This is a genomic window from Celeribacter baekdonensis, from assembly GCF_003047105.1.
Lineage (GTDB): Bacteria > Pseudomonadota > Alphaproteobacteria > Rhodobacterales > Rhodobacteraceae > Celeribacter > Celeribacter baekdonensis_B.
The window spans coordinates 3,355,077-3,368,430 of the sequence record NZ_CP028475.1 but is presented as its reverse complement, the minus strand read 5'-3'; the positions used below and the strand labels follow the sequence as shown (position 1 = coordinate 3,368,430).

The following is a 13,354-nucleotide window of genomic DNA, read 5'->3' as shown; positions in this document are numbered from 1 at the left end:
GGCTTTGCTCAGTCATCCCAATCATCGGGATGGAAATTTCGTATCGTGGCATCGTTGCCTTCGATGTCTTATCTATGCGTGGAATCACGCTGCAGATGCAAAAGGCGTTCGGTTGTGCGGACCAAAAAATGCTGCAACCGCACGATTTTGCCCATTATTTGCGCATCAATCGGCCTTTGGATCAAAAACACGCCCATCAAAGAACCGATTTTGACCAAGGATCAAGTGACCCGCGCCGGAGGCCACGGCCATGGGCGCATCCAATCCACCCTCGACCTTTGAGGAGGCCCCCGGCAAATCCGCCGTCGTCCCCGCAAGCGCCTGACGGTGAAGGTCGGAGCGGAACACCCCGGCGGCCACGTTGCGCGCCATCACCTGATCCAACCCCATCCGGGCGGCCAACTGCATGCCGATCCATTCGGCCTGCGACCGCCATGGGAAAGTCGCAGCCCCTTTGAAAAACTCGACAAACCCGTCGACAAAACGCTCTTCGCCCGCAGGTCCGATCACCAAACGACCGCTCAAGGCGCGCTCCAACATCTCAGAGGGCAGATCCAGATATTCGGGACGGCTCAAAAGTTCGGAGGTCAACATCCGGCTGTCCGGCTCACCCAACCACCGACCTGCACGCCACACGGCCCGGATCAACCGGCCCATCAAAGCGCTTTCCTGTTCGGCCCAATCCGAGCGCACTGCCAAAACCTTTTCCGGCGCACAGGACCAGATCGCCGACCCCGGCAACAAAAGCTGCCCGACGCCATTTTCCACCGCTTGCGACCCCCACGGTTCACCGACACAAAAGGCGTCAATGTCGCCCGCCTCCATCGCATCCGCCATCAAAGGCGGCGGCACAGTGCGGATGTCGACCGATTGCGGCGCAGGCAGGCCCAGCGCCGAAAGCCAGTAATATAAGAGTTCAGCATGCATCGAAAACGGGAACGGCACACCAATCCGCAACCGCCCCTTGGCCGCCTTGATCAAAGCACTGCCCGCCTTATAGGCGTCGGTGAAGCCGAAATCATGACCCTGATCACGCAGACGCGCGGCCAAGGTATTCGAGACGCCAATGACATTGCCATTCACCGACAGCACAGAGACAGCCGACAGTTTCGCCCCTGCCCCACCCAGCCCCAGCGCTGTGGCCACTGGAATGGGCGACAACATATGCGCCGCCTCGACTTGGCCAAAAGACAACATATCACGCAGAGAGGCCCATGAGGGCGCGGGTTTGAGGGCAAGGTTGATGCCCTCTTCGGCGGCAAATCCCATTTCCTGCGCCACAATCAAGGGCGCTGCATCGACCAGCGGAATGAACCCGACCGAAACTGTCACCGCCCTCATGCCAAAAGCCCCGCCGCCGTCACCAAAGCCTGCGCCACATCGGCCACCCGGCGGCCTTGGTCCATCGCGGTTTTGCGCAAAAGCGCATAGGCTTCGTCTTCGCCGATGCCTTTCGCGCGCATCAACATGCCCTTGGCGCGGTCAATGACTTTGCGTTCTTCGAGGGCCTTTTTGGTTTCGGCCAATTCCGTGCGCATCCGCTGAAACATGCGAAAGCGGGCGATGGCGGCGTCCATGATCGGTTTGACCCGGTTCGCGTGCAACCCGTCAACGATATAAGCCGAGACCCCCGCTTCAATCGCGGCACCAGACAGGCCCTCATCCGAGCGATCCACAAACATCGCCACCGGGCGATCCAGAGGACCGGAGGCCAAGGTCAGCTCTTCCATCGTGTCACGAGACGGGTTTTCGATGTCGATCAGCACGATATCCGGGTTGCGTGCCTGAATTTGGCGCGCCAGCCCGGTGACTTCGGCGATGACGAAAATGTCGAAGTCGCCCGCTTGACGCAGGCTGTCCACGATCAGCTGCGCGCGGGTACGGTCGGTTTCGACGACGATGATGGATAGGGGGGCGCTCATGGCCTCAGATCGCGGCGATCTGCCCATAAAGTAAACGATTCCCGCGCGGCGCAGGCAACGCCCCCTGACAATATATCAAAAATTAAGCTTATGCGCCCATTTTTTAATCGACATGCAGCTTTGCATGGCACCACTCCAACAGCACCGAAAGATCGGGCGCAAGCGGTTCGGCGATCTCCCCGGCAAAGGCGTCAAAGCCATGGAGGTTTTTCTCATTGACCCCAAGGATCACCGGAACGCCACGATGCAGCGCCTCAGCGATCAGCGCGCGAAAGCCCCGGCCCGCCACTTCCTGTTTGCCGAATTTGTTGATCACAACCAGCTCCGCCCCCGCCTCCAAGGCCCGTTCAGCCTGAGCCACGGCCAATTCAAGCCCCTCTGCGTCCAAACGGCAGCCTTGCGACATCTCGCCCAAGGCCTGCGTGATCGACCGGCACTCGCCCGAGGGCAGCAGTTTCAATTCCATATGGCATTTGCGCGCGCCGGGACGTTCGCGGTTGAGTTGCACCGCGCCCGCAAGGTGGCGACCGTCGGAGATCAGCCGCTCGGCCAAGGCACATAACACCGCATCGGTCTCGCCGCGCCCCGCCATCATCACATATCCCAACATCGGCCGGTCCTTGATCTGTCTGGCCCTTGCAGTCCGCGAGCCTTGATTGGATGGTATCTGGACATACAGACGGAACGCCAGAGAGGAAAGCACACAGTGGCACCAACAATGACGCAGATCGCCGGGGTGATCCTTGCCGGGGGGCAAGCGACCCGAATGGGCGGGCAAGACAAGGGCATAATGCAACTCGCAGGGGTGCCTTTGATTGATCGGGTGATCGCGCGGCTGAAACCGCAATGCACCACGCTCGCGATCAGCGCCAATGGCGATCTGAGCCGCTTTGCCGATTTTGGCTATCCTGTGTTCTCCGATGGCACTGAGGACTCGCAGGGGCCTCTGGCGGGGGTTTTGGCCGGGTTGGACTGGGCCGCGCGCACGGGCTTTGAGGCGATTGTCACCGTGGCCACCGACACACCGTTTTTCCCCCCCGACCTTGTGGCGCGTCTGCACGCGGGCTCATCGCCCGAAGGCTTTGGCATGGCCGTGACCGAGGCGGAGGAGCGGCGGTTTTGGCATCCCACCTTCGCGCTTTGGCCGGTGGCATTGCGGCACGATCTTCGGGAGGCGTTGCGACACAATCAACGACGGATGAGGCAGTTTGCCGAGAGCAAAGACGTGGTGCCGGTGGTGTTTGAAAACTCTGAGGCGCAGGACGTGTTTTTCAACATCAATACGCCCGAAGACCTCGCCCGTGCCGAAGTGATGCTGGCGTCTTAAAGCGGGGTTTTGCCGCGACGGATCAGATAGCTCTGCACGCCATCCTCATCCGACATCGACACAAATTCATGCCCCGCCTCGGCGCAAAAATGCGGTACGTCGATCACCGCCGCCGGATCAGAGGCGCGCAGCCGCAACACGTCACCCGGTGCCATCGCCAAAAGCCGCTTGCGGGCTTTGAGCACGGGCAACGGGCACAACAGGTCAATGGCATCGAGGTCTTGATCAAAGGCTTGGCTGATGGCATGGGTCATAAGAGAGGCTTACTGATCGTTCGTGCCCCTGTCCAGACGTCTCAATGCATCGCTACTGCGCCACGGCCGCCGAAAGGTAAATCTCATCCAGCCGCGCCCGCAAATACTCCGCCGCGCGAATGGGCGCGTAATGCGGAGCACCTGTGCCGGGCAGCGGGGTGATCAAACTGTCGGGGTTTGGATCAAGATAAAAGGCCGCCAGACGGCGCGGCGCGGCGGGCGGTAAAATCCGATGCGGCGCGGAGCGATATTGATCATTGGACCACCGCATCAGGCAATCCCCGACCAACACCAACAAACTGTCCGGCACGTCCGGCACATCGACCCATTTGCCCGCCTTATCCTGAACCTGAATCCCGGCGGAACCATCGGTCAGCACCATTGTCAGCGCGCCGTAATCATGCTGCGCCGGACCACCTACGGCGTCTTCGGCGGCGATGTCCCACGGATTGGCCGGGTAATGTGACAGCCGCAACGTGGCCATCGGCTCGGTGAAATGTGGTTGGAAAAAATCGGCGTGCAGATCAAGATCACGTTCGACCGCGCGCATCAAAAGCCGACCAAGCGCCAACATTTCCTTATAATAATCCAGCACCACATCGCGAAACATATCAATTGCGGGCCACGCGTTTGGGGCGCGAAACGGCTCATGTGCCAGCACGCGCGGATCATTGGGTTGAAGGTCCAGGCCGATGCTAAAGCTCTCTTTGTACAGCGGCATGTCCGGGCGATCCGCCATGACTTCGACACCATATCCCGCCCAGCCGCGATTGGTGTTGGAATGGCGGATATCGAGGGGCGCTTTGTCCCGCGTTGGCAGGTCAAAAAACGTATCGGCCACCTCCCCCACATCCTTCAAAAGCCCGCGTGGGATACCGTGATGCGTGAGGAAAAAAAGGCCACTGTCGCGGCAGGCCTCCCCAGTTTTGCCGTAAACTCGCCCGCATCTTGCCCCGACGAAAATGCCCGGAAATCCAAGACTGAAAACATATCTCTCTCTTTCAAAATAAGGCCTGCATCCTCCTCCCCAGGACGATCTACAGGCGGATCGCTTCGGTTGAGATCAAGATAGGCTGCGGTGAGCCGGGCGAAGACCACAACCTATAGAGGAAATCAGCCGTCGAGGGCTTTTGGTCAATCCAAGGGCGTTTTTGGGGTCAGCGGGTCAAAATTCGGGCGGATGTGATCCGGGCCAGAGGGCCGCAACAGAGGCTGCGACCTAATGAGTCCCGCGCAAGACCAGATGCGTGTCGATATAGGCCACGTCGCTTGGCTTTTCGGGGTCGGCCAGACGTGCGGTGAGCAAGTCGACCACTTTATCGGCGTAAATGTCGATCGGATTGCACACCGTTGTCAGATTGATCCCCGGCCAGCGCGCCATGGAAATATCATCAAATCCGACGATGGACAGATCATTCGGAACGTCGATCCCACGCGCCCGTGCCGCGCCCAGCGCACCGATGGCAATGGCATCATTGGCACAGAGCAACGCATCGAGGCGGGCATGCGCAAACAGGTGCTCAGCCGCGGCAAACCCGCTCTCGACAGTGAAATCCCCGACCTCAATGGCGACAGGTGCCAACCCGACGGTGGCCAAAGCGCGCATCATGCCATCTTGGCGCGCGCTTGAAGAGCTATAGCCCGCAGGCCCGGCGATATAGCCAAACCGCGCACGACCACGGTCCAACAAAAGCTGGGCGGCGGCATGGCTGCCGTCGGCATTGCGACAGCACACATTGTCGATTTGCGGATGAGTGAGAATGCGCCCCGACGAGATCACCGGAATGTGCAGCTTGGCGCATTCTCTGGCGATGGCGGGGTCCATTGAGCCGGAGCGCAGGATCAGCGCATCCAACGGATAGCGCAGCACCTCGCCCATCGCCTCTTTGACCGACAAAAGCCCACCGCCATCAATCAGGATCGGCCATTTTTGAATCGCGTTCAGCGCGCCGACAAGGCGGGTGACCACTTCGGTGTCATAGGCGTTGCGCATGTCGCCAACGAAAATCGCAACCAGATGCGAGCGCCCGCCCTGAAGCCCCGCCGCCAAGGCATTTGGCCGGTAGCCCAGTTTGAGAGCGGCGTCGCGCACGCGCTCACGTTTTGCCTCGTCCAGATACGCGCCTTCGGTAAAAGCACGCGAGACCGCAGAACGCGACACGCCCGCCGCCTCGGCCACGTCTTGGGCTGTCACACGGCGGTGACGCTTGGGTGATATGCGCTTGTCCTGTTCCACGCGCTTTGTCTCGGGCTTTGGGTCATATTTTGTCAAGAATGATAAAAATCTTTCACATTCCCATTACATCCGCCGGGTATCTGAACACGTGTGCACAGGACGTGCAGGCCCTGATGGGCATTCGTGATGAACATCAGGGGCCTGAACGTGTCTTGCGCGTTTCTCCCGTGAGGGAGGACGGACCTTTTCTGCGCGGGCACCCGACAGGGTGCGGTGCGTTTCAAACAGACACCGGAGATGTGACATGAACATCAAGACAACGTCGAAATTCCTGGGGGCCGCAACCGCGTTCACCCTTTTGGGCTCTGCCGCTTTTGCCGAAACCGACATCACGTGGTGGCACGCGATGGGTGGCGATCTTGGCGAAACCGTCAATGAAATTGCGGCTGGCTTTAACGCCTCGCAAGATGAGTACAAAATCACCCCCGTGTTCAAAGGCTCTTACGAAGAGACCCTGACCTCGGGCATCGCCGCGTTCCGCGCAGGCGAACAGCCGAACATCCTTCAGGTGTTTGATGCCGGGTCCGCCACCGTGATCGGAGCCAAAGGCGCGACTGTTCCGGTTCAAGACCTGTTGTCTGACAATGGTGTGGACTTCAACATCGAAGACTACATCTCTGGTGTGCGTTACTTCTACGCTGATAATGCCGGCAAAATGATCGGCATGCCGTTCAACTCCTCCTCGCCGATCATGTATTTCAACGAACAAGCGCTCGAAGCGGCTGGCGTTGACGCCCCCGTAACCTATGAAGAGTTCGAAACTGTCACCGCCCCCGCGCTGAAAGCCGCGGGTTATGTGCCGCTCGTGCAATCGCACCTGCCTTGGGAATTTGCCGAGAACTTCTTTAGCCGTCACAACCTGCCGTTTGCCACGAATGACAACGGTTACGATGGCGCCGAAGGCACGAAAATCCTCGTCAACACCGACGAATTCAAAATGCATTGGACTCATGTCAAGCAGTGGCTCGACGATGGCTATTTTGGCTTTTACGGCACCGGCTGGAACGACAACCAAGCGCAGTTCGAACAGGGCAAAGTTGGCCTTTGGATCGGCTCTTCTGGCTCCTTCGGTGGTCTGATGAAAAAAGACCTGCCGTTTGACTTCTCCGCCACCAACCTGCCGTTCTGGTCCTCCATCACCGAAGAGGGTTACCAGACCTTCATCGGCGGCGCATCGCTTTTTGCCATGTCCGGCAAATCGGCAGAGGAAAACAAAGCCACGGCTGAGTTCTTCCGGTATCTGACCTCGCCTGAAGTTCAATACATGTGGCACCGTGAAACCGGCTATGTGCCGATCACCAACGCCGCGTATGAAATGGCGAAAGAAGACGGCCATTATGACCGTTTCCCGGCTGCTGAAACTGGCATCAAACAATTGATGCTGACCTCCGGTGAAAACACCAAAGGCTACCGCATGGGCTTCTACGTTCAGATCCGTGACGTTGAGAACCGCGAATTCAGCCGCATCTTGTCGGGTGAGACCACGGTCGATGACGCTCTGGCGACGATCGAAAAAGAAGGCAACGAACTTCTGGCCCGTTTCGCAAAAACCCAAGGCTAAGCCGATCCTTTGGCACCACACTGACGGCCGCACCCGCTGCGGCCGTCAGGCTTTCTCATAGAGGCCCTCCCCCATGAAACGCGCTGGTTTCTCCACCAAATGGTTGCCGATCCTGTTGCTTTTGCCGCAATTGTTGATCATCGCGATCTTTTTCTATTGGCCGGCGTTGCACGCCGTGACCTCTTCGTTCTACCTGCAAGACCCGTTTGGCTTTGGTCAGACCTTTGTGGGGCTTGAGAATTACACCCACCTCGCCAGTTCCGTCGAATACCTCAAAGTGGCAAAATTCACTGTCCTCTTCACGGTGTTGGTGACGTTTTTCTCGCTCGCTTTGGCGCTGTTGTTTGCGGTCAAGGCCGACAAGGTTCTGCGCGGCGCCAAGACCTATCGCACGTTGTTGATGTGGGTCTATGCGGTCGCCCCGCCTGTGGCCGGGTTCATCGGACTTTTGATGTTCAACCAAACCTGGGGGCCGCTCTCAGATTTGTTCAAATTCTTTGGCTGGGACTTCACACTTGGCGTCACCTATTTCGACACCGCCTTTGCCATGGTCGTGGTCTCTGTGTGGAAACAAGTCCCGGTCAATTTCATCTTTTTCCTCTCCGGCCTGCAATCCATCCCACGCTCCGTGCGCGAGGCCGCGCTTTTGGACAACCGCTCTGGCACGCGTCGATTTTGGGACATCACCTTTCCTCTGCTCGCGCCCACCGGATTTTTCCTACTGATCACCAACATCACCTATTCGCTGTTCGACACGTTCGGCGTGATCGACACGCTCAACAAAGGGGAGCCGGGCAACAACCCGATGACGCTGGTGTACAAAGTTTTTGTCGATGGTTTCCGTGGCAATGATCTTGGCGGCTCCTCGGCGCAATCCGTGATCCTGATGATCCTCGTCCTTGCCCTCACCGTCTTTCAGTTCCGTCTGATTGAGCGGCGCATTCATTACACTTGAGGACCTGACATGACTGACATTTCCGCCCCTTCCCCTCATCCGGCCCACGCCATTGCGCAGACGCGCAAGCGCACTTGGTTCAAACTTGAGACCGTGGTTGACCACGCGATCTTGATCTTTGGCTCGCTCTTGATGCTCGCACCGCTGTTGATCATGTTGCAAACGGTGACGACGCCGGACCTTGAGACGATGAAACTTGGGCCCACGTTCACCATCGGCACCGAGCTTGATGACAACTTTCGCAAAGCGATGTTCGAGGCCTCTGGCTTTTCCGGTCAAAACACCGGGATGAACATGCTGAAAAACTCGATGATCCTCGGTCTTGGCTTTGCCTTGGGCAAGATCGTGATCGGCATGATGGCCGCCTATGCGATCGTCTATTTCCGCCTGCGCTTTGCCACGCTGGCGTTTTGGTTGATCTTCACCACGCTTTTGTTGCCCTTGGAGGTCCGCATCCTGCCGTCCTACGAGATCGTGCAACAGCTCGGCATGATGAACACCTACCAAGGCCTGATCATCCCGCTGATTGCCTCCGCCACGGCCACGTTTTTCTTTCGCCAGTTCTTTCGCTCCGTGCCCGAAGAGTTGATCGAAGCGGCGCGAATTGATGGCGCGGGACCGATCAAATTCTTCATCGACATCCTTGTGCCGCTGTCGCAAACCATGATCGCGGCGATGTTCATCATCATGTTTGTCTACGGCTGGAACCAATATCTGTGGCCCACCATGATCACCACGGATGAGAACATGTACACCCTCGTGCGCGGCATCAAACAGATCGTGCAGACGCTCGAAGGCAATAACATCCCCGAATATGGCCGGGCCAATATGTTGGCACTGATCGCCATTTTACCGCCCGTGCTCGTCGTCATTTTCTTCCAGAGCTGGTTCGTCAAGGGCCTCACGGAATCCGATAAATAAGGACTACAACAATGGCTCAGGTTAGCTTGGACTCTGTCCGCAAAATCTACCCAAACGGCGCAGAGGCCGTGACCCCTTCCTCCTTCCATATTGAAGATGGCGAATTCGTTGTCCTCGTTGGCCCGTCGGGCTGTGGCAAATCCACATTGTTGCGGATGATCGCCGGGCTTGAGGACATCACCGAAGGGACGCTTTCTATCGGGGAGCGCATCGTCAACGACGTCGATCCGGCCGACCGCGACATCGCCATGGTGTTTCAAAACTATGCGCTTTACCCGCATATGAGCGTGCGCAAAAACATCGCCTATGGCCTGAAAAACCGCAAAACGCCGAAAGACGTGATTGACGCAAAAGTGGCCGAAGCCGCCGCGATGCTCAACCTCAATGACTACCTTGATCGCAAACCCAGCCAACTGTCGGGGGGGCAACGTCAACGTGTCGCCATGGGCCGCGCCATCGTGCGCGATCCGGCGCTGTTCCTGTTTGACGAACCGCTGTCCAATCTTGACGCGAAGCTGCGCAATCAGATGCGGATCGAAATCAAGGCCCTGCAACGTCGCCTTGGCGTCACCTCCGTCTATGTCACCCATGATCAAGTCGAAGCCATGACCATGGCCGACCGCATCATCGTGTTGAACAACGGCATGATCGAACAGATCGGCACGCCGTCCGAGATTTATCATAACCCGGCCTCGACCTTTGTCGCCTCTTTCATGGGCGCACCGCCGATGAACCTCGTGGCGGGCGAATTGTCAGAGGGCATCCTGTCTTTTGCCGGGCTTGACGTGCCGATGGCGGTGGATCATCGCGGCCCGGTCACGCTTGGCCTGCGGCCTGAGGATTTGTTCATCGACGCCAAAGGTCCGATTGCGATGGAGGTCGATCTGGTCGAAGAATTGGGCGCGCATCGCTTGCTACATGGGCGCGTCGACGGGCAACAGCTGACCGTGCATCTGGCCAAAGAGATCGCCGCCAAATCCGGCCCGCTGCGTCTGTCTTGCGATCCCTCGCATCTGTGCCTGTTTCACCCGGACACAGGCAAGCGGATGGATGTTCCTCACAAAGGGGCATCTCAGGCACGATCCAATAAAACGGTGGAGAGTGAGGCGTGATCTCTCTTCTGGATCGCCTCCCGCCCGTCACATCTGAGCAACGCGATGCGCTTTTGGCCGCGCCGCGCACGGCCGAGGCGCACCGCGCGCTGATGGCCGATGTCATGGCGATGAACGCGGTGCAATTGGGCGGTCAAACGGACCGTACCACCCTGCCCGCCAAGATCACGGTTGCGGCATGGAATGTCGAACGTTGCCTGTTCCCCGCCGACACTGCCGCGCATCTGGGGGTGCTCGCCCCCGATGTCGTCCTGCTCTCCGAGGTCGATCACGGCATGGCCCGCACCGGGCAGCGCCACACCACGGCGGAAATGGCCGAAGCGCTTGGCATGGCCTACGCTTTTGGTGTCGAGTTTCACGAATTGGATTTGGGCGGCGCGACCGAGCGGGCCTATTGCACCGATGATTTCAACGCACTCGGTTGGCATGGCAATGCGATCCTGTCCTCTGTGCCGTTTGAGGCGGTGACGTTGATCCGGCTCGATGATCACGGCCATTGGTTCAGCACCGACAGTGGGGCCGACCCGGATCAGCCGCGCCTTGGCGGGCGGATGGCACTGGCCGCGATTGTCCCGACCGAGCGGGGGCCGATTTGCGTGGTCTCGACCCATTTGGAAAGCAACGCGGGCCCTGCGCACCGGCACGCACAATTTGAGATTTTGCTCAACGCGGTGGATGGCTTTGCGCCCAATATACCTGTGCTCATCGGCGGCGATCTCAACACCGGCAATCACATGCCGCCTGAGTTTGATTGGCGCAAAGAGACGCTGTTCGCGCTGGGGCGCGATCATGGCTATAACTGGGACTTCACCGCCGAGGGCATGACCACCCGCCCCTCCCTGATCACGCCGCACCCCGAGCGGGTGATGAAGCTCGATTGGTTGGCGGGTCGAGACCTGATGGCGCAGGACAAGGGGATTCTGAGTTCTCTCGACGCCACGGGTCGGCCTCTGGCGGATCATGACTGTGCCTGGTGCCGTATCGCCATTTAGCCTGGTTTTTATGCGATTTAAGAACAATTAAGGCGGGGCGGCACGCGTCTTTCCGTCTTAATTATGCCGTAAAAACAGGCACCAGAGCTGCCGCGTTCCATTCAGCAGGATGAAACTGTCGAAGATTTTTCTCCGAAATCGCTATTTTTGCAAATCCACCGCTGCGCCACACTTACAAAACGCAAATTAATAGATTCATTTTGCTATTTTATATCAATTACTAGAAATCTATTGCTCAACAGGCGCAACAGGTGTCACTTTTTCCTCAAATCACTGCTACGCCCCGCATCAGCGTCGGCCCCAGTGAACCGTGAAGATCATGCGAGGAACTTTTGACGATGGCCCACCCTGCGGCAACTCCGACACATCCGGCGACACAGGTCGCCTTTGACCGCGATGCCAAAGAGGATTTGATCATTCAAATCCGCGACAGTGTCATCGGCGAAGGTCAATCCATCCCCGGCCCCTATGGTCCGCGCCCCTTGGTCTATGCCGATTTCATCGCCTCCGGGCGGTCGCTTGAGATGATTGAAACAGCCATCTCAGACATCGCTCTGCCGGTTTACGGCAACACCCACACCGAGACCTCCTACACCGGGCGCGAAACCACGGCCCTGCGCGAAGAGGCCCGCGGCATCATCGCCGAGGCGCTTGGCGCGACCCAGGATCACGTGGTGATTTTCACCGGCAATGGCGCGACTGCGGCGGTGGATCGGTTGGTACGCGGGATGGATCTTGAGGCCAAGGTCCGCGCGGGCGAGGCTCCGGTGGTCTTTGTCGGCCCCTATGAGCACCACTCAAACGATCTGCCGTGGCGCGAAACCGGCGCAGTGATGGAGCGGATCCGCCTTGATGCTTTGGGCCAAATTGACCTCATCCATCTGGCCGAACGCCTGAAAGCCCACCCAGAAGACACGCTCAAAATCGGCGCCTTTTCCGCCGCCTCCAATGTCACCGGCGTGCGCTCCGATCTCAAAGCCATCGCGACCTTGCTCCACCAACATGGCGCGCGTTTCGTTTGTGATTTCGCCGCTGCGGCCCCCTATGTCGAGATGTCTTTGACCCTTGACGCCACGGACCCGGATGCGCGGATCGACGCGATTTTCTATTCCTCACATAAATTCATCGGCGGCCCCGGCGCGTCCGGCGTGTTGGTGGCAGAGAAGGCGCTGTTCACCTCCGATCGACCCGGTGTCACCGGCGGTGGCACGGTGAGCTATGTCACCTCGGATCACCACACCTATGTGCGCGACATCGAACGGCGCGAAGAGGCGGGCACGCCCGGCATTGTCGGCGACATCCGCGCAGGCGCTGTCATGGCGTTGAAAGAAGCGGTGGGGTCGGCAGAGATCGAACGGCGTGAACGCGCGATGATGAGCGAAGCGTTTGTCCGCCTCTCCGCCGCTCCCGGTCTGAGCCTTCTTGGGCCGTTGGATGCGGATCGGCTTGGGGTGTTGTCCTTCAATATCTCCTGCGAAGGGCGTATGTTGCACTACGGTTATGTTGTCGCTCTGCTCAACGATCTGTTTGGCATTCAGGCACGGGGGGCTGCTCTTGTGCTGGCCCTTATGGTCACGAATTGCTGCATATCCCGCAAGAGACCGCCACCGCCTATGAGGCCGCGATTTCGCAAGGCAAAAGCCTGATGCGGCCCGGCTGGGTGCGACTGGGGTTCAACTACTTCTTTGACGCCAAGACGGTTGACTACATCATATCTTCGATTTTGTTTATATGTAACAATGGATTGCGCTTCCTTTCGGACTATGATGTGGATGTGGCGCACGGGCTGTGGCGGCACAAAAACGGCGCACCCGACGCCCCTGCCACACTCAAAGAGTTCTGGAGGATCGAACGCCAAGCCAAACAGAAAACCTTTGCGCATCGGGATATGTTTCTCACGGTTGCCGACGAGCTTGCCGCTGTGCGGGCGCGTCCCGCATTGAAACACAGCCCCCTCTTTGAGCCGAATTGCGAAGCTCTGCGCGGGTTTTGGATGCCACAGGATGTGATGCCTCACCCGCCCGTTTGACCGCCAAAGACGCCCGTGTGGCGCGCCGATATAAATTTACAACAG

At 58.6% G+C, this 13,354-nt stretch carries 14 protein-coding genes; 8 read left to right on the top strand and 6 right to left on the bottom strand.

Annotated elements, in window-relative coordinates; genetic code table 11:
• Nucleotides 1–165: 165 nt before the first annotated feature.
• From DA792_RS20200 to DA792_RS20190, 3 genes are all read right to left on the bottom strand, one after another.
• Nucleotides 166–1,341 (bottom strand): CmpA/NrtA family ABC transporter substrate-binding protein, encoded by a 1,176-nt coding sequence (locus tag DA792_RS20200; protein WP_107722377.1) that lies wholly within the window; start codon nt 1,339–1,341, stop codon nt 166–168.
• Nucleotides 1,338–1,922, bottom strand: coding sequence for an ANTAR domain-containing response regulator (locus DA792_RS20195; protein ID WP_107722803.1), 585 nt, complete (start codon nt 1,920–1,922; stop codon nt 1,338–1,340). The genes DA792_RS20200 and DA792_RS20195 overlap by 4 nt, the downstream gene beginning before the upstream one ends.
• Nucleotides 1,923–2,025: 103 nt before the next feature.
• Nucleotides 2,026–2,532: a DUF2478 domain-containing protein gene (locus DA792_RS20190; protein WP_107722376.1), complete on the bottom strand. Its 507-nt coding sequence runs from the start codon at nt 2,530–2,532 to the stop codon at nt 2,026–2,028.
• A gap of 108 nt (nt 2,533–2,640) precedes the next feature.
• On the opposite strand from DA792_RS20190, the gene mobA reads away from it, so the two are divergent.
• The gene (gene mobA, locus DA792_RS20185) at nt 2,641–3,249 is read left to right on the top strand and encodes a molybdenum cofactor guanylyltransferase MobA (RefSeq protein WP_107722375.1); all 609 of its coding nucleotides are present in this window, start codon (nt 2,641–2,643) and stop codon (nt 3,247–3,249) included.
• Here mobA and DA792_RS20180 read toward each other — a convergent pair.
• From DA792_RS20180 to DA792_RS20170, 3 genes are all read right to left on the bottom strand, one after another.
• Nucleotides 3,246–3,503 (bottom strand): sulfurtransferase TusA family protein, encoded by a 258-nt coding sequence (locus DA792_RS20180; RefSeq protein ID WP_107722374.1) that lies wholly within the window; start codon nt 3,501–3,503, stop codon nt 3,246–3,248. The two genes, mobA and DA792_RS20180, sit on opposite strands and share 4 nt — an antisense overlap.
• Before the next feature lie 52 nt (nt 3,504–3,555).
• Nucleotides 3,556–4,377: an isopenicillin N synthase family dioxygenase gene (locus tag DA792_RS20175; protein ID WP_254679728.1), complete on the bottom strand. Its 822-nt coding sequence runs from the start codon at nt 4,375–4,377 to the stop codon at nt 3,556–3,558.
• Between the two features lie 345 nt (nt 4,378–4,722).
• Nucleotides 4,723–5,775, bottom strand: coding sequence for a LacI family DNA-binding transcriptional regulator (locus tag DA792_RS20170; protein WP_107722373.1), 1,053 nt, complete (start codon nt 5,773–5,775; stop codon nt 4,723–4,725).
• A gap of 208 nt (nt 5,776–5,983) precedes the next feature.
• Here DA792_RS20170 and DA792_RS20165 point away from each other — a divergent pair, with 208 nt between their 5' ends.
• The 7 genes from DA792_RS20165 to DA792_RS20135 all read left to right on the top strand — a co-directional run bounded on the left by DA792_RS20165 (nt 5,984) and on the right by DA792_RS20135 (nt 13,309).
• The gene (locus tag DA792_RS20165) at nt 5,984–7,300 is read left to right on the top strand and encodes an extracellular solute-binding protein (RefSeq protein WP_107722372.1); all 1,317 of its coding nucleotides are present in this window, start codon (nt 5,984–5,986) and stop codon (nt 7,298–7,300) included.
• A 73-nt stretch (nt 7,301–7,373) separates the two neighbouring features.
• On the top strand, nt 7,374–8,255 hold the full coding sequence (locus tag DA792_RS20160) for an ABC transporter permease subunit (protein WP_107722371.1): 882 nt from the start codon (nt 7,374–7,376) through the stop codon (nt 8,253–8,255).
• A gap of 9 nt (nt 8,256–8,264) precedes the next feature.
• A complete protein-coding gene (locus DA792_RS20155; RefSeq protein WP_439099372.1) occupies nt 8,265–9,176 on the top strand; it encodes an ABC transporter permease subunit in 912 nt (303 codons plus the stop codon).
• Between the two features lie 11 nt (nt 9,177–9,187).
• A complete protein-coding gene (locus tag DA792_RS20150; RefSeq protein WP_107722370.1) occupies nt 9,188–10,288 on the top strand; it encodes an ABC transporter ATP-binding protein in 1,101 nt (366 codons plus the stop codon).
• Nucleotides 10,285–11,280: an endonuclease/exonuclease/phosphatase family protein gene (locus tag DA792_RS20145; protein WP_107722369.1), complete on the top strand. Its 996-nt coding sequence runs from the start codon at nt 10,285–10,287 to the stop codon at nt 11,278–11,280. Before DA792_RS20150 ends, DA792_RS20145 begins: the two co-directional genes overlap by 4 nt.
• 338 nt (nt 11,281–11,618) lie before the next feature.
• On the top strand, nt 11,619–12,926 hold the full coding sequence (locus DA792_RS20140) for an aminotransferase class V-fold PLP-dependent enzyme (RefSeq protein WP_107722368.1): 1,308 nt from the start codon (nt 11,619–11,621) through the stop codon (nt 12,924–12,926).
• Nucleotides 12,860–13,309, top strand: coding sequence for a hypothetical protein (locus DA792_RS20135; RefSeq protein WP_159075340.1), 450 nt, complete (start codon nt 12,860–12,862; stop codon nt 13,307–13,309). The genes DA792_RS20140 and DA792_RS20135 overlap by 67 nt, the downstream gene beginning before the upstream one ends.
• Nucleotides 13,310–13,354 lie beyond the last annotated feature (45 nt).